This window comes from uncultured Dokdonia sp., assembly GCF_947496725.1.
GTDB lineage: Bacteria > Bacteroidota > Bacteroidia > Flavobacteriales > Flavobacteriaceae > Dokdonia.
Genome location: NZ_CANMDS010000002.1, coordinates 193,587 through 214,869 on the forward strand (window position 1 = coordinate 193,587; position 21,283 = coordinate 214,869).

A 21,283-nucleotide genomic window follows, 5' to 3' on the forward strand; every position below is an offset into this window, starting at 1 on the left:
ATAAAAGCTAGCAACTCATTATTATCTTTACGTACCATCGCACTGTCTATGCAAAACACAATCGCAACACGTATATATGATTTTTTAAAACAGTTCCCGCCTTTTCAGTTTATGGCGAGTGACGATCTCTTTAAAATATCTACGCTGGCAAATGTGCTCTATCTAGATAAAGATCAGATTCTTTTCTCTCGAGACGAGCTCTATAGTGATCGCTTTTATATCGTTCAGCAAGGCGCCATAAAACTCACCAGACCTTCTGGCAATAAGACAAAGGTGGTAGACATTTGTGATGAGGGCGATTTATTTGGCCTTAAAGTAACAAGTGAGAACACCTACCGTACGACAGCAACGGCAAATGAGGAAACTATTATCTACACGATACCGGTAGAAGCGTTTTCCGCTTTCGCGAAAGCGAACAAAGCCATCTCAAATTACCTCATCGCCAGCTTTGCTTCAAACATAAAGGATCCCTATACCTTACAACAAAACGGATCCTTACTTAACACCTATGAGCCCAATCGCAATCAAGACTTGCTAGGCTTGCAGCAAGCAAACTACAGTAAGAATGTAGTAAGCTGTGACCCAAGTGCTACTGTGCAAGAGGCAGCACAACTTATGCAATCTAGCAGGATAGGTAGTCTGGTTGTAACTAGCAACGAGCTACCTGTTGGGATTTTGACTAATAGAGAACTGCGCAACGCTATTGCAAGTGGTACAGACACTACAAGCACACTTACAAGGGATATAATGATTCATCCCGTGGTGTGCGCTCCTGGAGATATAACGGTAGGGCAGGCGCAGCTTATGCTTATAAAGTACGGAGTAAATCATCTCGTAATTACAAAAGATGGAACAGACAGAAGCGCTATAATAGGGATACTAAGCAAGCACGATATTGTAGTCTCATTTGGTAATAGTCCTGCAGAGCTTATTAAAGAAATCAAAAGAGCAGAAAAGACTAAACTCCTACGTATGTCTTGGGAGAAAGCAACGGTAATACTTACAAACTACCTTGACCAAGGCTTACCACTATCGCACATACTCAATATCTTCTCTGAGCTCAAGGGTGCCCTCATATATCGCACGATGGAACTCTCACTAGCCAAAATGAGTGAACCACCTCCAGTGCCTTTTACTTGGCTAGCATTAGGGAGTCAAGGCAGGGAAGAGCAGTTGTTATATACGGATCAAGATAATGCCCTTGTTTATGAAAATGTCCCCGCAGAAAAAGAGGAAGCCACAAAAGCTTATTTCTTAAGACTGGCAAACCGTATGAACAAACGCCTGCATAAAATAGGCTATGATTATTGTCCTGCAGATATGATGGGGAGCAACCCTTTGTATTGTTTACCCATAAGTGAGTGGAAAGAAAAATTTAAAGGCTGGATATACGACCCCTCACCAGAGAGTATGCTACTCTCTGGTATCTTTTTCGATTACAGGCGTACTTTTGGAAGCCAGCAACTCGTTGAAGAGCTCACTACTCACATTTACAGTTTACTAGGTGACAGCTCCATTTTTTATCGATTTATGGCAAAAGATGCGCTTAAAAATCCGCCGCCGGTGAGTTTTTTTAGAAACTTTCTGGTAGAAAGTGATGGAGCTCACAAAGATGGATTTGATATAAAAAACAGAGCAATGGCACCTCTTATAGGTGCGGCAAGAGTACTTTCTCTATATCACGGTCTCAAAAATGTAAATAGAACTTCTACTAGATACGAGCAACTCGCAATGCTAGAACCAGAAAACCGAGAGTTATATGAAAGTTGTGCTTATGCATTTAAAGCACTACTTAAATTTAGAGTACAACAAGGTTTAAAAAACGGGGATAGTGGTCGCTTTATACAACTAGAGTCATTATCAAAATCTGATAAACTTAAACTCAAGAGATGTTTTAAACCCTTACGAGATGTACAAGAAGTACTACGTGTACGATTTCAAACTCAAAACTTAAGCTAGATGTCCTTATTCTCAAAAAATAATGACTCACTACCAGAGTTTTGGATAAAATATCTTGACGCTTTCGCGAAAGAAAAAAAGGAAAAAAGCTTCTTTAAAAAAACCGCAGACAGCAAGGGTTTACAAAACACAAGATTTGTAGTTTTTGATACAGAGACCACGGGTTTAGATTATAAAAAAGATCGCATTCTTTCCCTAGGTGGTGTTGCTGTGGTAGGCAATCAAGTTATTATGGCAGACACGCTCGAGCTGTTTTTAAAACAAGACTTTTACAATCCAGACAGCGCACAAATACACGGGATCTTAAAACAAGGCAATTACCTCAAGGTAAATGAAAAAGAAGCCATTGCCCAGTGTCTAGATTTTATAGGTACAGATATTCTGGTAGGGCATCACGTAGGCTTTGACGTAGCAGTGGTAAATCAATCACTTAAAAGAGCTGGTCTAGGCAGACTAAAAAACAGACAACTCGATACAGAGATTTTATACAAGAGACTAGTACACCCAGTAAACAGACCACTACAAGACAAGCGCTACACCCTAGATGAGCTTGCCGAAGCGCTTAAAATACCACTACACGACAGGCATACCGCAGCAGGAGACTCTTTAATCACGGCGCTTGCTTTTATAAAAATTGTTCATAAGCTCAACAGCGATGGCGAGATGAAATTAAAACACCTTTTTAGATGATTAATCAAGACACACTTATTGTATTTGACATAGACGGTACACTTACTGACAGCATACCAACCTATTTACCGGTAATAACCAAAGTACTTGCAGATATAGGTCTTAAAGATATAGATACAGACTATGACAACTACCTGCATCATACAGACCGCTATGCACTAGAGTATAATTATGAGCGCAATTTTGGCAAGAAAGCACCACAAGATTTACGGTACACACTAGATACACTCTTGGGAGAAGAGCTCATAAAACACCCTTCTGTTCCAGAGATAAAAGGTGCTACAACATTACTTGAGATTCTCATAAACGAAAAAATTCCTTTTGCATATGGTACGGGAGCTTTCCCAAAAGCAACAGTGGTAAAGATGGAAGGCTCTGGTGTGCCATTTATACCAGAAGTACTCGCTACCTCGCTAGAAAATGTATCACGAGTAGGTTTTGTAAAAGAAGCCATAGAGAAGTCTAAGGCACATTATGGTCACTCTAGTTTTGAGCGCATCATTGCTGTGGGCGATGGTCTCTGGGATCTCAAAGCTGCACAAGATCTTGAGATAGATTTTTTAGGAATAGGCACAAAAAACAAAGACGCAATGTTTAAAAATGGATGCACGCATTGGGTAAAAGACTATGCAAATTTTGACCTCTCGCAATTTGGATAGATTAAAAATGCGTGAGTAAAGATGGAGAATTACGCTTTCGCGAAAGCGTAAACCTGCTACTTGCCTTCTAAAATAGCCATTAGCTTTTCTGCTCCTTGCATTTTTGCGTGATCATAAGCGGTGTTTCCTTTTTCGTCTACGTGGCTTGCGTCTGCGCCATTATCTATAAGTAGCTGTGCAATTTCTGACTGTGCAAAAGTTGCTGCATAAATCAAAGCGGTTGCACTATTTAAATTTTGAGCATTTACATCTGCACCGTGGTCTATAAGTAGTTTTGCGATGGACGCATATCCCTTAAAACAAACACCCATAAGAGCCGTATTACCAGAAGCATCTTTTGCATTAAGATCTGGTTTGTGCTTAAGCATAGCCTCTGCCATATCTTGATTACCGTAATAAGTCGCAAGTAAGAGTGGCGTTGAACCACGTTGATCTTTTATATTAATAAGCTCTGGGTGTGCCGTTATAATTGCTTTTACCATCTCTACATCTCCGTTGCGTATGGCATCAAAAAGTTTGTCATTCATAATATGCTGTGCTATCTAACTTAATGTATAAATATAATCACAAAACAAATATCGCACTCACAAGCAGTCATAATATTTACCTATAATATGATTTAAGTAATCATTGTAAAAACATTTGGTCATCTAGTAGGCTCGCTAAAATCTTGTTAATTACAATTCTCTTAAGACCCTAAGCTCAAGTTCTAAACTATATTTAAAAACACTAACCAAAACTATATTACAATGAGCAACTCTGCATTATCAAACTGGCTAGAAAAAGACACAATGGCATTTAACGCTTCGAGAGGAGTTATCTCTGGTGTACTAGGTGGACTTGCAGGTACTATTGTAAAAACAGTAATCGAACGTTTTTTACCAGTAAGACAACCTAACACAGAAAGCGCGCAACTAAAACTTGTAGATAATATTTCTGAAAAACTCACGGGTGAACCCGTAAGTGCTTCAAACCGGGATCTAGCAGAACAACTAGTAAACATCCCAATAGGGGTGACACTAGGCGCGAGTCTAGGCTATGCAAAACGTGACAGACCAGAGACTAATGTGGTAGAGGGCGCCCTCTTCGGAACGACAGCATATCTTGCTACACACGAGACATCATTACCACTTATGGGTCTAGAAGAAGCTCCAGAAGACATCCCAGTAAAGTTACAAGCAAATGAGTTTCTGGCTCACGTAGCCTTTGGTATAACTGCAGAGCTTGTGAGAGGCTGGGTGGCTAGAAGACTAGATGATTAAATCTCACATAAAATAGTTGCTGCTTTTTTAAGGGTTTCATCATCTTTTGCAAAGCAAAAACGGAGCATTTTAAAATCTTCTTGATGAAGATTAAAAACTGAGGTTGGTATCGACGCTACTTTATGGTCTTTTGTGAGCCTCTTTGCAAATTCTACATCTTCCTCCTGCGTTATCTCGCTATAATCTAGCATTTGAAAATAAGTACCAGCCGCGGGTGTTACTTTAAAACGTGAGTCTTTAATTAGGTCTAAAAATAAATCCCTCTTTTGCTGAAAGAAATCATTGAGTCTCAAATAATGTTCTGGTTCTTTAAGATATGTTGCAAAGGCTTTTTGTGATGGGTGATGCACAGAAAAAACATTAAACTGGTGTACTTTCCGAAACTCCTCCATTAATGCCTTAGGCGCTACTGTATATCCCATTTTCCACCCTGTGTTGTGAAAGGTTTTTCCAAAAGATGCAGTAATAAAACTACGCGCTCGTAGCTCTGGATATCTAGCTACACTCTCGTGTTTTTTACCATCAAAAACAATATGCTCATACACCTCATCACTTAGCAAGATAATATCTGTGCCTTTTAGTATTCTAGACAGCTCCATCATATCCTCCTTATCAAGTATAGTACCTGTAGGGTTATGCGGCGTGTTTATAAAAAGCATCTTAGTCTTAGGCGTTATAGCACTCTCTACCGCACTCCAGTTTACTTTATACAATGGTGCCTTGAGTTGTATAGGGACTATAGTTCCTCCATTTACTGTTACTGCTGGCTCATAACAATCATATGCTGGTTTAAGAACAATTACCTCATCTCCTGGTCTTATAAAAGCAGATACAATGGTATAAATAGCTTGTGTGGCCCCAGCCGTCACAGTTACCTCACTCTCTGGATGATAATCACTGCCGTATAATGCATTTATCTTATTGGCTATTTGCTCGCGTAGGCCATATACTCCAGGCATAGGTGCATACTGATTATACCCATCACTCATAGCCTTAGTTACCAGTTGTTGTAACTTGGGATCACTATCAAACCCAGGAAAACCTTGAGCAAGATTAATAGCTCCTTCTTGATGAGCAAGCTTACTCATCACTGTAAAAATGGTGGTACCTACATCTGGGAGTTTTGAAGTAAAGTGCATTGCAGTCTCTTTTTCTTTATGATGACTAAAGATAAGACAACTATACTACAGATAAGGCCACGGTTACCTTACTCTTATTTACCCATTTCTGCAGCAGTAGTTTCTAGCTCTGCATACCATTCTTCGCCAAATTTACGTACGAGCGCATCTTTAGTAAACTTGTAAACAGGTACTTTAAGTTCTTGCCCCAGTGTACAGGCATCATCACAAATAGGCCAGCGATGATAATTTACTGCCGAAAATGAGCTGTACTTTTGTACCCTCACAGGGTATAAATGACAAGAAATAGGTTTTTTCCAGTCTACTTTACCAGCATTATATGCATCTTCTATACCGCAACTTGCCCAGCCTTTATCATTAAAAGTAACATAGGCACACTCTGCACCATTTACAAGTGGGGTCTCAAGCTCACCATCACGCACGATTGATGTACCTTGTGCTTCAATAGCAGCGATACCTTCTGGGCGTAAAAATGGTTTTACCTCCTCATAAATGTCTGCCATAATCTTCACCTCATCTTCCTCCAGTGGTGCGCCAGCCTCTCCAGCTATACAGCACTCACCCTTGCAGGCATTAAGATTACAGACAAAATCTTTTTCGATGATGTCTTCAGAAACGATGGTTTTTTTGAGTTGAAACATAGATGGCAAAGATACTGCCTTGTGCTTAAAACTATAAGATATTTTTCACCCCACCTTTAGTATTTGTCATATGGTTTAATTTGCACTTAGTTTTAGAAACCACACTTTTTACACATTGTCCTATTGTGTATCTTTCTAGAGTGATAAGTACGCTTTCGCGAAAGCGTAAACCTAATGCCAACATATAATCTAAGCCTATGAAAACGCTCTTGTACATATTATGTCTAGTCCCACTTTTTGCACTATCCCAAAGTAACTATGATGCAGTTATAGATGAACGTCTTAGAGTAACCTTATTACAGCACAAAGATTTTGTGAGCATTCCTAATCTCCCAGAAAGTCCAGAGCTTATGCTCGAAAACATTGCTTGGGTAGAAAAAAAATATGAGGCACTAGGCTTTACAACTACGCGTCTTAAAAGCGAGACATTGCCTATACTACTTGCAGAAAAAATATACGACCCTGCGCTTAAAACAATTCTCTTTTATGTGCACATAGACGGGCAACCGGTAAATCCCGCAGTCTGGGATCAAGAAGATCCTTTTACCCCTGTGTTAAAAAAACAAGACCCATCTGGAACTTGGACGGCAATGGGCTGGGATGCATTAAACCAAAAAATAAATGATGAATGGCGCATATATGGAAGAGCCGCAGCAGATGATAAAGCGCCTATCCTAATGTTTATTACCGCATTAGAAATATTACAGGAGCAAGGCAAAACACCAAATTTTAATATCAAAGTAATTTTTGACCCTCAAGAAGAGTATGGCTCTACTGCTCTACTAGGCACTCTTGACACTTATAAAAATCGCTATGCTGCAGACTATTTTATAGTGATGGATGGCCCTGCGCATAGTTCTAATAAGCCTACACTCACCTTTGGGTGTCGTGGTATAGCCACTTGTGAGATTACAACCTATGGCGCAGCTTTACCACAGCATAGTGGTCACTATGGTAATTATGTACCTAACCCAGCTTTTAGACTATCCCATTTACTCTCAAGTATGAAAGATGATGATGGCAAGGTACTTATAGATGGTTATTATGATGGTATTACTATAAGCCCAGAAGAAGCTCTTGTTATGCAGTCTGTGCCATTTACCGCTGCTAGCTTTAATAAAAAACTAGGCTTACACAGCGCCGAAAAAGTAGGTGAAAATTATCAAGAAGCGCTACAATATCCTACACTTAATGTGAGACAGCTCAACACCTCTTGGACAGGTAAAGGGCTCAAGACCGTAGTACCTAGCACCGCAACTGCACACCTTGATGTGCGCCTTGTACCAGAAATAAATGGAGATGACCAGCTAGATAAAATTAAAAAGCATATAAGCAATGAGGGGTATTTTGTACTAGACAGACTCCCTACTGCACAAGAACGCCTTACTCACAAGCGCATAGCAACAGTTAAGACTAAAACCCTTGTAAATGCTTTTAGAACAAGTCCACAGGGAGATTTTGGTATAAAAATGAGGCAGCGATTAACACAAGTTTTTAATGAAGAGCCCGTAACGATACGTATGATGGGTGGCACGGTGCCTATTGTACCGCTTATTAACACCTTAAATCTTCCTACCCTTATCTTGCCTCTTGTTAATATGGACAACAACCAGCATAATCCTAATGAGAATATACGCATAGGTAATATGAGACAAGGTATTAAGGTGTGTCTAGGTCTTTTTGAAACCAATTTCTAGCTTATAAAAAATTCAATAAAAAAGCCGACTTATGATAAGTCGGCTTTTGTTTTTTGTTTCGCTTTCGCGAAAGCGTAATTATATTACTTCACATCAAAACGATCGGCATCCATCACTTTTGCAAAGGCGCTTACAAAGGTGTTTACAAAACGTTCTTCACCATCATTTGCTCCATATACTTCTGCAATAGCTCTTAGCTCTGTGTTTGATCCAAAAATAAGATCTACTCTTGAGCCTGTAAACTTCATATCTCCTGTACGTCTATCTGTTCCAGAAAATAATGTATCGTCTGATGATAGTGCTTTCCAAGTATATGTGAAGTCTAATAGGTTCTCAAAGAAATCATTAGTAAGGGCTCCTACTTTATCTGTAAACACTCCTACTTTAGACCCGTCATAGTTACAACCTATCACACGCATACCTCCTACTAAGGCAGTCATCTCTGGTATAGAAAGTCCCATAAGATTTGCTCTATCTATAAGAAGTTCCTCTGCAGCTGTTTCCATACCACCTTTCTGATAGTTTCTAAAACCATCTGCTCTAGGCTCTAGGTAACCAAAAGAGTCAATATCTGTTTGTTCTTGACTTGCATCAGTTCGTCCTGGGGTAAAAGGCACCGTTACTTTATGGCCAGCATTGTGAGCAGCACGCTCAACACCTACTCCACCTGCAAGTACAATAAGGTCTGCCATAGATACATCAAACCCAGCATTATCTTGTACATCTTTAAGTTCATTAAGCACTCTTCTTAATTGTTCTGGGTTATTTACTTCCCAGTTATTTTGTGGTGCTAGACGTATACGAGCACCATTTGCTCCACCACGTTTATCACTATTTCTAAATGTAGAAGCAGATGCCCAGGCTACGCTTACCATATCTGAAGCAGATAAATCTGTTGTGTCGATAGCCGTTTTAAGTATTTCCACCTGACTATCTGATAATGTATATCCGTTTGCTTCTGGGATAGGATCTTGCCATAATAATTCTTCTTTTGGCAATTCTGGTCCTAAGTAACGTGATAATGGTCCCATATCACGGTGTGTCAATTTATACCAAGCTCTTGCAAATGCATCTTCAAATGCTTTATGATCTTTATGGAACTTCTCAGAAATCTTGCGATATTCTGGATCCATTTTAAGGGCCATATCTGCTGTAGACATCATTATGCCTTGAGTACCATTTCCTCCTGCAGCTGGTGCTTGTGGTGCATCTGGATTAGATGGTTTCCACTGGTGTGCCCCTGCTGGACTTGTAGTAAGCTCCCAGTCTAAGTTTAGTAATACGTCAAAGTACTCTGCATCCCAACGTGTAGGATTAGGTGTCCAGGCTCCTTCAAGACCAGAAGTAATAGTATCATCTAGTACCCCGCTCTTGTATGTGTTTTTCCACCCAGTACTCATCTCTTCTAGAGTTGCTCCGTGTGGCTCTGCGCCTACATACTTCTCTGGGTCTGCCGCTCCGTGTGCTTTTCCGAAGGTATGCCCTCCAGCAACGAGTGCCACTGTTTCTTCATCATTCATTGCCATACGGCCAAAGGTCTCTCTGATATCATATGCACTTCCTATAGGGTCTGGCTTACCGCTAGGTCCTTCTGGATTTACATAAATAAGTCCCATATGAGTAGCACCTAAAAATCCTTTAAGCTCTCTATCTCCCTCGTGACGCTCTTTTTCTCCTAGCCACTCATCTTCATAACCCCAGTTAATATCTTGTTCTGGCTCCCATACATCTTCTCTTCCTCCAGAAAAACCGAATGTTTTAAAGCCCATAGACTCTAAAGCTGCATTACCTGCAAGGATAAATAAATCTGCCCAAGAGAGATTTTTACCATATTTCTTTTTAATAGGCCACAAAAGTAAACGTGCCTTATCTAAGTTACCGTTATCTGGCCAGCTGTTAAGTGGTGCAAAACGCTGTGATCCCGAACTAGAACCTCCACGGCCATCACCTATTCTATAAGTACCAGCACTGTGCCAAGCCATACGTATCATAAATGGCCCGTAGTGACCATAATCTGCAGGCCACCAGTCTTGCGAATCTGTCATTAAATCTATAACCTCTTGCTTTAAAGTCGCAAAATCTAGACTATTAAAAGCTGCGGCATAATCAAAATCTTTATCCATAGGGTCACTACTTGTACCGTTTTGACGCAGGATATTTAATTTTAACTCATTAGGCCACCAGTCTCTATTTGTTGTACCCTTACCGGCTACTAACTGATCTGGATTACCAAGAAATGGACATTTTGCTGCTGCACTGGGATCATTTATGTCCCATACGTTTGTGTGTTTACTACTCATTATTAGGTGTTTTAAGACTTTTACTTTTACCAAAGATATTTAAAGACTTTCTTGACAACTATAGTTTATGATTAATTTATAAAAACAAACTATCAATAATATTTATAGCTAGACAACAAAGTTACTGTCTGATAGGTATTAAAGATAAACCATATAACCTCAACACAAAACTAGTATATGGTTGGTTTTAAATATCTTGCATAAAAATAATTAAGAATTACGCTTTCGCGAAAGCGTAATTAAAACTTTACAATTTATTCACACCAAAAGTGAAAGATGCAGGCTCTAATATGAAGTATCTTTGCGCCGTCTTAAAAAAGAGCACAAATGAAAATAGATTTAAAAGAAATTCTTACGGCTACAATGGTCCTTTTTGCAGTTATCGACATAGTAGGAAGTATCCCTATTGTTCTAAAATTACGTAAGAAGGCTGGACATATACAAAGTGAGAAGGCAGCGCTAGTTGCGCTCATTGTGATGACCTTATTTGTTTTTGTAGGAGAGAGTATACTAGGCGTTATAGGTATTAATGTTTATGAGTTTGCCGTTGCAGGTTCATTTATCCTCTTTTTTATAGCCATAGAGATGATACTGGGTGTAAGTCTTTTTAAGGATGATGATACGCTTAGTAAGAAGACGGTATCTGTTTTTCCGCTAGCGTTCCCACTTATTGCTGGGCCTGGTACCCTTACCTCATTACTAGCACTACGAGCAGAGTATGACCTTATGAATATACTTATAGCTGTACTTCTTAACATCTTGCTTGTTTATGTGGTTCTTAAAACATCAAGACATATAGAACGCTTTTTAGGAAAGAATGGGATTGCTATTATACATAAAGTTTTTGGTGTAATTTTGTTAGCAATAGCTGTAAAGTTATTTACTGCAAACATTCAAGAACTTTTCAAATAGACGTATGAAATATATTATCCCTATAGGTATTTTACTAGCACTAGGACTACTTATTTATAACCTTACATTGCTTGATTTTTCTAATCCGTTACAGGGAGATAGTAGTATTGCCCTCATAGGTGTTATTGCTTGTACCTGTGCTATATTGCTACTTTTAATCTTGCGTACTTCTCGCAAGATTGCTGAGAAACACGGTAAATAGTTTACATCAAGTAAATAATATATGGGTTATATATTTCATATATAATACCTACAATTAGTGTGAGTATCGCTAAGACTGTAAAAGCTATATGCAGCTTTTGGTACCATAAATTACGGTGTAGCTTACGTATGAGTTTTTTATCTTCAAGCTGTTCTATTTGCTCGAGTATAATGGGAGGTTTTAAATAAAAAGGACTTACAGATATACCGTGACGTATAAGCAGCCCTGCACTATTATCCAGCAACCTGAATATGATGGCTATTATATACACAAATACCGCTACTACCATTAACATAGTTTACTCTTCTTTTGTGAGACTAATGACTTTTTGAATCACATCATCTTCTTGATTAACCATCATCTCAAAAGCATTGTTACCAAATAACTGTCCAGCCATAGTAGCCTTGAGATATCTTCTGTACAATTCTTTATACTTACTTGCCTTTAAAGTAATCTTTCTAAAACGAGCGAAAGATATAAAATCTTCTATAACAGCGTCTGAGATAGTTACTTCATTTTTAAACTGCTCCATAGACAGGGCGTTATAGTAAGGTCTATCTTTTTCTAACTGTTCAAATATAAAAAGACGCATATAACCAGAGCGCAACACATAGTTAAGATGCTCTACTTCATAATCTGTATTTTTAGGCACAAATACGTCTGGTATAATACCGCCACCGCCATAAACTATCTTACCCTTTGGAGTTCTAAACTTGAGTGAGTCTGCTACTTTTATACTATCTACGCTGCGTAGTTCTCCATTCTCATATCTATTGAGGTAATCTTCAAAATAGTCTTTATCACCTAGCTCATATGGTTTTTGTATAGACCTACCCGTAGGTGTGTAATAGCGCGCAATGGTAAGTCTTACAGCACTACCATCACCTAGGTCCATCTCTCGTTGCACAAGACCTTTACCAAAGGACCTACGCCCCACAATGGTTCCCTTGTCATTATCTTGAAGAGCACCCGCGACAATCTCACTAGCACTTGCAGAGTTTTCATTTATGAGTACAAAAACTTCTCCGTCTTCAAAAAGACCTCCACTATCTGTATAACTATTAGATATATTACCAGATTTATTTTTAGTAAATAAAATGAGTTTGTCTTCTTCTAAAAACTCATCTACCACGCCTTCTGCGCTTGAGATATAGCCTCCCGGGTTATCTCTTAGATCTAAAGCAATGCTAGTAGCTCCTTGACTTTTTAAGTCTGTTAACGCTTCTTCAAATTCTTGATGTGTAGACTCTGCAAAGCGGTTAATTTTTACATAGCCTAATTCATCAGTAAGCATATAACTACCTATCACACTAGAGATAGGTACCCGATCTCTTTTAAAATTAAAAGTAAGTAAGTCTTCCTCTCCTGGTCTTTTAATTTTTATCTCTATAGGTGTTCTTACTTTTCCTTTAAGAATACGAGAAAGCGAGTCATCTGTAATTGCATTTTGTGATAAGTCTATCCCATCTGCATATACTATGCGGTCACCTCCTTTTACACCAGCTCGTGCACTAGGGCCTCCTTTTATAGCCTGTATCACTGCAATGGAGTCGTTATATGGGTAAAAACTCACTCCTATACCTACAAAGTCGCCTTTCATACTTTCTTCTACTGCTAGGTACTCATCTGGTGGTATATAACTTGAGTGAGGATCCAAGTTGTCTAATATCCCGTTTACGGTTACATCTACAATGCTGTCTGTATTAATTGCATCTACATACTCGTAATCTATGTAATCTATGAGTTTGTTAAGTTTTTCTTTTTTTGAATTTGAGGTGGCAAAAAGTGCCGTGTCATTGTATCCAAAATCGAGCAAACTCCCCAAAAGGATGCCTAGAGCAATGCCTAGCCCAAATAAAATGGGAATATATTTGCGCTGTATTTTCATTATGAGTCTATATCTTGAAGGTGCACTATCTCAACGCCAGCTTTTTCTAAAAATTTTACACCGGTAAGATCTTTATAGGCGCTATGATAAACTACGCGCTTTATACCAGCTTGATGAACCAACTTGCTACAATCTTTACAAGGACTTAAGGTAATATACAGTGTCGCGCCGTGACAAGATTGTGTGGAGCTTGCAACTTTTAAAATAGCATTTGCCTCTGCGTGTAAAACGTACCATTTTGTATTATTCTCATCATCTTCACACACATTTTCAAACCCTGTAGGCGTACCGTTATAACCATCTGAGATAATCATTTTATCCTTCACGATTATGGCACCTACCTGCTTGCGATTACAGTAGGATAATTTCCCCCACTCACGAGCCATTCTAAGGTATGCGATATCGTATTTGTGTTGTTTTGAAGCCATTAACTATGTGTGGTTATGAGTACGCTTTCGCGAAAGCGTACTAAGAACTTTTACAGCTCTAAAATACAGTTTTACTAGAAATTAATATTAGATAATGCACTTTGAAACACAGGTATAGCAACTCCTATTACGATAGATGATATAACCATTACCCAATCACGTAGTGAAAACCTAAAAATAGATTGCCCAATAAAGCTTACTATTAATACTACTAGCACTATAATAATCTGAGCGCTCTCTATACCTAAAGTATACTCCAGCAGTGGCAATAACTTACTGTCTGTGCTAGCTGTCATCATTTTAAAGTATGTTGAAAAACCAAGACCGTGTATAAGTCCAAAAAATAATGCTGCAAAAATGTGTATCCCTATCTTTTGATTTCTATTTTTCTTGCCAGCTGTAAATATGTTATACAAAGCGGTTATAAGTATAGTTACTGGTATAAGAATCTCTACCAGCGATGAGTTTACTCGTATCACTCCATAGGCAGACATTGCAAGTGTAAGCGTGTGCCCTATGGTAAACACTGTTACTAGTGTGAAGAGTTTTTTCCAGTTTGATATAAGGTAGGGTACAGTAAGTACTACTAAGAAAAGAATATGGTCATAAGCGTTCCAATCCAACACGTGGAAAAGGCCTTCTTTAAAATAAAACAAGAATGAATCCATCTAAAAAAATTAGGGGGTTTTTATCAAATGTACAAATTAAAAATCTTGATTAAATAGCTATCTTTGAGACTTACTTTTAATACATAAGAAATATGTCTTTTGCAGATTTATATGATAGCGGTTTCCGCCAAAGAAATGAAGATCACTTTGCAGCTATAGTGCGTGTCGCTATGGATGATGGTGTGATCTCTGATAAAGAAAAAGCATTTTTAGATAGACTTGCTCGTAACCTCTCTATCTCTGCAGAGGATTATGAAATCATCCTTAAGGATTATATGACGCACCCTATTAACCCTCCTACTACGTATGATAGAAGATTAGAGCGTTTATATGACCTTACTCGTATGGTGCACATAGATCACGAGTTTGAAGAAGAAGAGCCATTACTAGAACGTCTTGCTATAGGCTTAGGTTTTAATACAAAAAATGCGAGCTATGTTGTGCATAAAGCACTTACACTAGTTAAAGAAAACGCAGATCTTGATACTTTTCAAGAAGAAATCAAGAATATGAATCGCTAGTTTTAAATCGATTTAGATAAAATAAAAAGGGTCAAAAATTAATTTTTGACCCTTTTTATTTTATAACATATATCCTTCTACTCTTCTTCTTCTGATATCTCAAGCACTTTATCCTTGCGCTTGTATCTAGATAAGAGTCGCTCTATAGTAGAAAATAGTAAATCTGCATCTATAGGCTTAGTAAGATAGGCATTCATACCAGCTTCTTTTGCCGCGTCTTGCTCTTCTTGAGATGTTCTCGCTGTGAGGGCTATAATAGGTAACTTACTTACTTTTTTATTACTACTGTTTCTTATTTGTACAGCTGCATCTAGACCATCCATCACAGGCATAGTAAGATCAAGAATAACTAGGTCATAAGGAAACCTATCTAGGTACTCTACTACTCTTTCACCATTCTTTGCTATGTCTAGGCTATAAGCACCATAATCTGCAAAGAGTCTCATCATTAGTAACTGGTTAACCTCAACGTCTTCTCCTAGAAGAATACGTGGTCTTTTTGCACCTTTTAAATCTTTTTTATCTCGTTTCTTTTTGGCTACTTTTTCTTTTTTCTGGTTATGAGAAACTCCCATAAACACTGTAAAGCTAAAGGTTGACCCTTCTCCCTCAACACTCTTTACCTCCAAATCACTCTCTAGCAAGTCTGTGAGCTGCTTTACGATACTAAGTCCTAGGCCTGAACCTCCAAAAAGACCTCTTTTTTCTAATTGAGTAAAACTGTCAAAGATGCTGTCTAACTTTTCTTTAGGAATACCTATACCCGTATCTGTAACCTCAAATGTTACTGGAATACGTCGAGCATTTACAGACGAGGTAGTTACACTAAACTTAATGCCTCCTTGATGCGTATATTTTAATGCGTTTTCAAGTAGATTTACTATAACTTGATTGATACGCAAGTGATCACCTACTAGAAAGCGAGGAATCTTAGAACTAAGTTCAAAATCAAACGATAATCTCTTATCATCTGTGCGTATTTGATAGGTCTTTGCTAGTTTTTCAACAAACTCTCTAAAGTCAAATCGTCGTTTCTTAATATCTAACTTACCAGCTTCAATTTTTGAGATATCCATTAAGTCATCTAAGATGGTGACTAAATTTTTTGAACTATCCTTTATAATATGTAATACATCCAGTTGCTCTCTCGATATCTCTGTGTTTTCTAACACAGAAATGAAACCTACTATACTATTAAGTGGAGTCCTAATCTCGTGACTTACGTTTGCAAGAAATTTATTTTTAAAACTACGCTGTATCTCAAGTTGTTGATTGAGCTCTTGAGAGATATTAAAGTTTATTATAGACTCGTTGCGCACCTGCTTGATTTGATGCACTGTTTTATAGTGATCTGTAAGATCGTTAAGTATAAGTACGAGTGTATCTCCATCTTCACCTATATAGGTCTTTATGTCTATAAAGTAATGTTTACCCAGCACTTCCATCTGCACACAGAAGAAGGTCTCCTCTTGAAGTTCTTCATCAAATATGGTGGTAAGAGCAAAAAAGAACGGATGAAAATCCGTGATATCAGAGTTTTTACTAATGTCAAAAAGATTGTTGTCTGAGTCTACAACCTCTAATTCTCTATTTACTACAACCAGTTGTGTAGTTTTATTTATAAAATCTTGTCTGAGATTATCAAGCATTTTCTAACAATTGCGCTGCTACATCCTTAAACAGCTGTTCAACATTTTCGCCAGTTTTGGCACTTGAAAGATAACTATGTTGAACTTCTTGCTCTTCTAGAGCTTTCTTAATTTCATTAGCATCGACTAAATCCACTTTATTACCGATAATGTGCACAGGCACGTTAGGGTGTTTTTCTTTTAAATGACCTAAGTTGAACTTTAGATCACCATAAGTTACCGGCCTAGATGCATCAAAAACATATACAAAGCTAGAAGCCCCCATAAGATATGATGGCCTATACTTAGTAAAATCATCAGTACCCTCTACATCCCATATAATAAGGGTAACCTTATTACTTGCATCAACAACTACTTCCTTTTTCATTATGTGAACACCTATGGTTACCACATAATTATCTGAGAATGTATTTTCTACAAACCTGCGAAGAAGTGAAGATTTACCTACACCAAAATGTCCTAACAATACAATTTTCTTAGATACGCTCATCAGTAAAAAACTCTTTTAATTTTTTTGCAAATATAATATTATCATCTAAGTCTTCCTTGTTTATTACATATTGAGCAAAATCAAGTAAAACATCTTCAAGTTTATCCTTAAACTTATCATCATATATACCACTTACAATAACAGCAATATAATACTTTGAGAAATTCTGTAGATGTATAGTAAAAAGTTGATAATCTATGCGCTCAAGCTCCATCTCACCTTTCTCAAAAGCATCTTCTGCAAAGCTTTTAATAGCTGTAAGCATACCCGCCATCATATCTTCATCCATTGTCTGGTTCTTAGCAAAATTTGCTTTGAGTATTCCAGAACCTTTTTCAACTACAAGTACTTGTTCAATATACGCTTTATATTCTTCTTTAAGCATCATTGCAGCCGTAGGCCTTTCTTTTGACTTTGACTTAAATATGCTTTTAAATGAAAAGGTAGCATTTATTTTTTCATTTATGGAGTCACTTAGTTTTGCGACCTCAGCTTGAACGTACTTCTTAATCATCTTTCCCATAATAGGAAAAAGTGCCTCTGCTACAGCATCTTGAGATTTTTTAATCTCATTTTTAAGTGTTTCTGTTATCACCGGGCCAAGTGTTTCTGGCATTGTGGTCACAAATTGCTGTAAGCGCTCGTCTAGTAAGGGGTCTATTCTATCAGATAAGTTTTTCTGACTGTTTTCTAATGCTTTAATCTTCTTATATACGTCTTTTTCAGGCTCTTTCTCATTAGTGAGTAAAAGTTCCTTTAAAATTTCAAGACGCTCATCTGTAGTCATTTAAAGATGTTACCTATTACTCTTTAATATTTTTACCTAAACGTATAAGTAGATCACCAAGGGTATCACGACTCACTTTTTTATTATCTAGATCTTCTGTCTTATCGTTTAAAGACTGTTCAAGGTCAGATATGCGTATATTAACATCAGTACTGAGGTTATCTACGGCAGTCATAATTTCCTTACGAGCCTCATCTACATAAGCAAGCATCTCCTCACGCTTTTGCGTGATATCAGATTTTAACGCCTCAAACTCGTGATCATACTCTTGTATGTTTTCACCAAAAATGAGGTTCTTGATTGCCTCAATTTTTGAGTTTGCTACATCTTGAGGTTGCTGGTCGTCTGCTTTTGTATTTTTAGCCATAATAGGGTTTAGCCTTATAGTTGTATTTCAAATATAAAAAAAATACACTTTGTTTAATCCATATTATTGCCTTATGTTAACTTTTAGTCGTTATTCATAAAACTTTCTGCTTTTTCAACCATTAGTTTACTTCCACAAAAGAAGGGAACACGTTCGTGTAACTCGGTTGGTTTTAGATCTAAAATACGTGTAAATCCATCACTAGCTTTACCGCCAGCTTGCTCTGCTATAAATGCCATAGGGTTACACTCGTAAAGCAGCCTGAGTTTACCGTTTGTAGCCTTAGAACTTTTTGGGTACATATAGACACCACCCTTTATCATATTTCTATGTATATCAGACACTAACGACCCTATGTAACGTGATGTATAAGGACGCCCCTCTCCTTCCTCTTGACAATATTTAATGTACTTTTTAACTCCTTCTGGAAAGTGCACATAATTACCCTCATTTACAGAATAAATATTCCCCATTTCTGGAAACTGCATATTAGGATGCGACAAGTAAAAAGTACCTATCGCCGGGTTAAGTGTAAATCCATTCACACCGTGACCCGTTGTGTAAACAATCATAGTAGACGTACCATAAACAATATATCCTGCGGCCACTTGCTCTCTACCAGGCTGTAAAAAATCATCAATTGTAACTGGGGTACCTGGTGGTGTTACTCGTCTATAGATAGAAAAAATGGTACCTACAGAGACATTTACATCTATGTTTGATGAGCCGTCTAGTGGGTCCATAAGTAAGATGTACTTATTGTTATTATCCCCATTTTGACCTTCTAGTGAAATAAAATCATCATTTTCTTCGCTGGCAATACCACAAAGAATGTTACGATTAGTAAGCGTTCTAATAAAGGTGTCATTTGCCATTACATCCAGCTTTTGCTGGTCTTCACCCTGTATATTTGTTTCTCCTACGGCTCCTACTATATCTACGAGACCTGCTTTATTTACCTCGTGATTTACCACTTTGGCAGCCAGCCTTATAGAGTTTATTAATCGAGAGAGTTCTCCAGATGAGTACTGGAATTCTGCTTGATTTTCAATTATAAATTCGCCTAGAGTTTGATTTTTACGTGACACAATAGTGTTTTTAAAATTTATGTAAAAGTAGGTTTAAAATGGAGTTACGACAACGTTTTCGCACAAGAATAGTTGCTGTAATTATATACCTTAGCTATTTACTACAAAAAACACCCGTATGAACCTTACCATTACAAGGGCAGTCCCGCAAGATATGCCTGCTGTATTATCACTCATAAATGAGCTCGCTATTTTTGAAAAAGAGCCAGACGCAGTAAAGATTAATGAAGAGGTGCTACTAGAAAATGGTTTTGGTGATAATCCTCTTTTTTATTGTTTTGTGGCAAAAGAAAATGACACCGTTATCGGTATGGCTTTATGCTATTATCGCTTTTCTACTTGGGAGGGTAAATCATTACACCTAGAAGATCTTGTTGTAAAGGAAGCCTATCGCAACAAAGGTGTAGGTAAAAAATTATATGACCAAGTAATGACTTTTGGTAAAGAAAACGGCGTCAAAAGAGTAGAGTGGGTTGTACTTGACTGGAACAAAAATGCTATTGCTTTTTATAAAAAAAGCGGTGCTCAGTTTTTAAAAGATTGGTATCTCGTGCAGATGGACGAGGGTAGACTACACAAATACGTCAAAACTCTAGAAACTAACCTTTAACTCATCATTTTAATTACGCTTTCGCGAAAGCGCAAAAAACCACAATGCAATAAATTATACTATGCAGGTATTTAAATTTGGAGGAGCCTCAGTAAAAGATTCGGCGGGCGTAAGAAACATAGTAACAGTACTTCAAGAAACAGGTACGACGCATAAACTTGTGGTTATCTCTGCAATGGGAAAAACCACAAATGCTATGGAAGCTATCATAGATGCCTATTTTAATGATAAATCTTCCATATCAGATCAACTTAAAAAAACAGTAGATTATCATACTGAAATAGCCCAAGACCTCTTTACAACTGGTCACCCCATCTTTAAGGCCATAAAAACCCTTTTTGACGAATTAAAAGGTTTTCTAGCGTGGAACAAATCTCCAAAATATGATTTTGTTTATGACCAGATTGTATGTTATGGGGAGTTATTATCTACAACTATTGTGAGCGCATACCTCAGTGAGCAAGGAATTACAAATACCTGGCTAGATGCACGCGCAATCATAAAGACCGATGATAGTTATCGTGATGCCCGTGTAGATTGGGATACAACACAAACGGCTATAAAAGCATCTATAGACCCAAAAGCACTTTCTATCACCCAAGGTTTTATTGCCTCAGATAGTAATAACTTTACGACCACACTAGGTCGCGAAGGTTCAGATTATACAGGAGGTATTTTTGCTTACTGTCTTAATGCGCAAAATCTCACTATCTGGAAAGATGTGCCAGGAGTCTTAAACGGTGATCCTCGTGTGTTTAACAATACAGAGTTACTACACCAGATTCCTTATGAAGAAGCTATAGAGCTGGCTTTTTATGGAGCCTCAGTCATACACCCTAAAACCTTGCAACCACTACAACGCAAGGAGATACCACTTTATGTTAAATCATTTTTGAATCCAAAAGATTCAGGCACAAAAGTAAGTGCAGTCGCATCACTGGTACCAGAGGTGCCCTGTTATATTGTAAAAAAGAATCAAGTATTGATATCGCTATCCTCACTAGATTTTTCATTTATGGTAGAAGATAATATTGCAGAGGTTTTCCAGCTGCTGTCTCAATTTAAGCTTAAGGTTGATCTCATACAGAACTCTGCCATAAGTTTCTCTGTTTGTGTAGATAATAAATTCAACGGTTTAGAAAAGCTAGTTAATCAACTTAAAGGAAAATTTAAAGTTCAAGTCAATCCGGAAGTAGATTTATATACCATTAGACATTTTAACCAGAAAGCGCTAGATAAGTTTCAAGAGGATAAAAAGATACTTCTCAAGCAAGTAGCACAAAATACAGTCCAGCTTGTGACACAAAATTAAATTTGTATTGTCCA

23 protein-coding genes are annotated in these 21,283 nt (G+C 37.7%); 10 read left to right on the forward strand and 13 right to left on the reverse strand.

Annotated elements, in window-relative coordinates; translation table 11 throughout:
• Positions 1-48 precede the first annotated feature (48 nt).
• Genes Q0948_RS04670 through Q0948_RS04680 form a run of 3 tightly spaced genes read left to right on the forward strand, consistent with a single transcriptional unit; the run spans position 49 to position 3,308 of the window.
• Positions 49-1,959 carry a DUF294 nucleotidyltransferase-like domain-containing protein gene (locus Q0948_RS04670; RefSeq protein ID WP_298349238.1) on the forward strand — a complete coding sequence of 637 codons (1,911 nt, stop codon included), beginning with the start codon at positions 49-51 and terminating at the stop codon, positions 1,957-1,959.
• The gene (locus Q0948_RS04675) at positions 1,960-2,649 is read left to right on the forward strand and encodes a 3'-5' exonuclease (RefSeq protein WP_298349240.1); all 690 of its coding nucleotides are present in this window, start codon (positions 1,960-1,962) and stop codon (positions 2,647-2,649) included. It begins immediately after the preceding gene.
• Positions 2,646-3,308, forward strand: a complete 663-nt coding sequence (locus Q0948_RS04680; protein WP_298349243.1) for an HAD family hydrolase — start codon at positions 2,646-2,648, stop codon at positions 3,306-3,308. The genes Q0948_RS04675 and Q0948_RS04680 overlap by 4 nt, the downstream gene beginning before the upstream one ends.
• A gap of 56 nt (positions 3,309-3,364) precedes the next feature.
• Here Q0948_RS04680 and Q0948_RS04685 read toward each other — a convergent pair whose 3' ends face one another.
• Entirely contained in the window at positions 3,365-3,835 is a 471-nt protein-coding gene (locus Q0948_RS04685) for an ankyrin repeat domain-containing protein (RefSeq protein ID WP_298349245.1), read from the reverse strand.
• Between the two features lie 222 nt (positions 3,836-4,057).
• On the opposite strand from Q0948_RS04685, the gene Q0948_RS04690 reads away from it, so the two are divergent.
• Positions 4,058-4,570, forward strand: a complete 513-nt coding sequence (locus Q0948_RS04690; RefSeq protein ID WP_298349248.1) for a DUF1440 domain-containing protein — start codon at positions 4,058-4,060, stop codon at positions 4,568-4,570.
• On the opposite strand, the gene Q0948_RS04695 is transcribed toward Q0948_RS04690, so the two are convergent.
• Complete coding sequence (locus tag Q0948_RS04695; protein WP_298349251.1) at positions 4,567-5,709, reverse strand: methionine aminotransferase; 1,143 nt, start codon at positions 5,707-5,709, stop codon at positions 4,567-4,569. The genes Q0948_RS04690 and Q0948_RS04695 overlap by 4 nt on opposite strands.
• Positions 5,710-5,783: 74 nt before the next feature.
• Positions 5,784-6,350 (reverse strand): DUF3109 family protein, encoded by a 567-nt coding sequence (locus tag Q0948_RS04700; protein ID WP_038601058.1) that lies wholly within the window; start codon positions 6,348-6,350, stop codon positions 5,784-5,786.
• 197 nt (positions 6,351-6,547) lie between these two features.
• Here Q0948_RS04700 and Q0948_RS04705 point away from each other — a divergent pair, with 197 nt between their 5' ends.
• Complete coding sequence (locus tag Q0948_RS04705) at positions 6,548-8,047, forward strand: M20/M25/M40 family metallo-hydrolase (protein WP_298349258.1); 1,500 nt, start codon at positions 6,548-6,550, stop codon at positions 8,045-8,047.
• Positions 8,048-8,130: 83 nt separating this feature from the next.
• Here Q0948_RS04705 and katG read toward each other — a convergent pair whose 3' ends face one another.
• On the reverse strand, positions 8,131-10,347 hold the full coding sequence (gene katG, locus Q0948_RS04710) for a catalase/peroxidase HPI (RefSeq protein ID WP_298349262.1): 2,217 nt from the start codon (positions 10,345-10,347) through the stop codon (positions 8,131-8,133).
• A gap of 327 nt (positions 10,348-10,674) precedes the next feature.
• Here katG and Q0948_RS04715 point away from each other — a divergent pair, with 327 nt between their 5' ends.
• Positions 10,675-11,259, forward strand: a complete 585-nt coding sequence (locus Q0948_RS04715; protein WP_298349265.1) for a MarC family protein — start codon at positions 10,675-10,677, stop codon at positions 11,257-11,259.
• Between the two features lie 4 nt (positions 11,260-11,263).
• Positions 11,264-11,461 (forward strand): hypothetical protein, encoded by a 198-nt coding sequence (locus Q0948_RS04720; protein WP_298349267.1) that lies wholly within the window; start codon positions 11,264-11,266, stop codon positions 11,459-11,461.
• Between the two features lies 1 nt (position 11,462).
• Here Q0948_RS04720 and Q0948_RS04725 read toward each other — a convergent pair whose 3' ends face one another.
• From Q0948_RS04725 to Q0948_RS04740, 4 genes are all read right to left on the reverse strand, one after another.
• Positions 11,463-11,750 carry a hypothetical protein gene (locus tag Q0948_RS04725; RefSeq protein WP_298349269.1) on the reverse strand — a complete coding sequence of 96 codons (288 nt, stop codon included), beginning with the start codon at positions 11,748-11,750 and terminating at the stop codon, positions 11,463-11,465.
• Positions 11,751-11,759: 9 nt separating this feature from the next.
• A complete protein-coding gene (locus tag Q0948_RS04730; RefSeq protein ID WP_298349271.1) occupies positions 11,760-13,349 on the reverse strand; it encodes a S41 family peptidase in 1,590 nt (529 codons plus the stop codon).
• Positions 13,349-13,777, reverse strand: a complete 429-nt coding sequence (locus Q0948_RS04735; RefSeq protein WP_298349273.1) for a dCMP deaminase family protein — start codon at positions 13,775-13,777, stop codon at positions 13,349-13,351. Before Q0948_RS04735 ends, Q0948_RS04730 begins: the two co-directional genes overlap by 1 nt.
• Positions 13,778-13,851: 74 nt before the next feature.
• Positions 13,852-14,445 carry a HupE/UreJ family protein gene (locus Q0948_RS04740; RefSeq protein WP_298349275.1) on the reverse strand — a complete coding sequence of 198 codons (594 nt, stop codon included), beginning with the start codon at positions 14,443-14,445 and terminating at the stop codon, positions 13,852-13,854.
• 92 nt (positions 14,446-14,537) lie between these two features.
• Here Q0948_RS04740 and Q0948_RS04745 point away from each other — a divergent pair, with 92 nt between their 5' ends.
• Entirely contained in the window at positions 14,538-14,966 is a 429-nt protein-coding gene (locus Q0948_RS04745; protein WP_298349278.1) for a TerB family tellurite resistance protein, read from the forward strand.
• A 77-nt stretch (positions 14,967-15,043) separates the two neighbouring features.
• Here the strand turns inward: Q0948_RS04745 and Q0948_RS04750 are convergent, their stop codons facing one another.
• The 5 genes from Q0948_RS04750 to fbp form a co-directional block, all read right to left on the reverse strand.
• Positions 15,044-16,615 carry an ATP-binding protein gene (locus tag Q0948_RS04750; RefSeq protein WP_298349280.1) on the reverse strand — a complete coding sequence of 524 codons (1,572 nt, stop codon included), beginning with the start codon at positions 16,613-16,615 and terminating at the stop codon, positions 15,044-15,046.
• Positions 16,608-17,105 (reverse strand): Rab family GTPase, encoded by a 498-nt coding sequence (locus Q0948_RS04755; protein WP_298349282.1) that lies wholly within the window; start codon positions 17,103-17,105, stop codon positions 16,608-16,610. The genes Q0948_RS04750 and Q0948_RS04755 overlap by 8 nt, the downstream gene beginning before the upstream one ends.
• Complete coding sequence (locus Q0948_RS04760; protein WP_298349285.1) at positions 17,092-17,892, reverse strand: cell envelope biogenesis protein OmpA; 801 nt, start codon at positions 17,890-17,892, stop codon at positions 17,092-17,094. Before Q0948_RS04760 ends, Q0948_RS04755 begins: the two co-directional genes overlap by 14 nt.
• A gap of 16 nt (positions 17,893-17,908) precedes the next feature.
• Positions 17,909-18,259: a fructose 1,6-bisphosphatase gene (locus Q0948_RS04765; protein WP_298349288.1), complete on the reverse strand. Its 351-nt coding sequence runs from the start codon at positions 18,257-18,259 to the stop codon at positions 17,909-17,911.
• An 83-nt stretch (positions 18,260-18,342) separates the two neighbouring features.
• Positions 18,343-19,347 carry a class 1 fructose-bisphosphatase gene (fbp, locus tag Q0948_RS04770; protein WP_298349291.1) on the reverse strand — a complete coding sequence of 335 codons (1,005 nt, stop codon included), beginning with the start codon at positions 19,345-19,347 and terminating at the stop codon, positions 18,343-18,345.
• A 118-nt stretch (positions 19,348-19,465) separates the two neighbouring features.
• On the opposite strand from fbp, the gene Q0948_RS04775 reads away from it, so the two are divergent.
• Both Q0948_RS04775 and Q0948_RS04780 read left to right on the forward strand, forming a co-directional pair.
• Positions 19,466-19,957, forward strand: a complete 492-nt coding sequence (locus Q0948_RS04775; protein ID WP_298349294.1) for a GNAT family N-acetyltransferase — start codon at positions 19,466-19,468, stop codon at positions 19,955-19,957.
• Between the two features lie 61 nt (positions 19,958-20,018).
• Positions 20,019-21,269, forward strand: a complete 1,251-nt coding sequence (locus Q0948_RS04780; RefSeq protein WP_298349297.1) for an aspartate kinase — start codon at positions 20,019-20,021, stop codon at positions 21,267-21,269.
• Positions 21,270-21,283 lie beyond the last annotated feature (14 nt).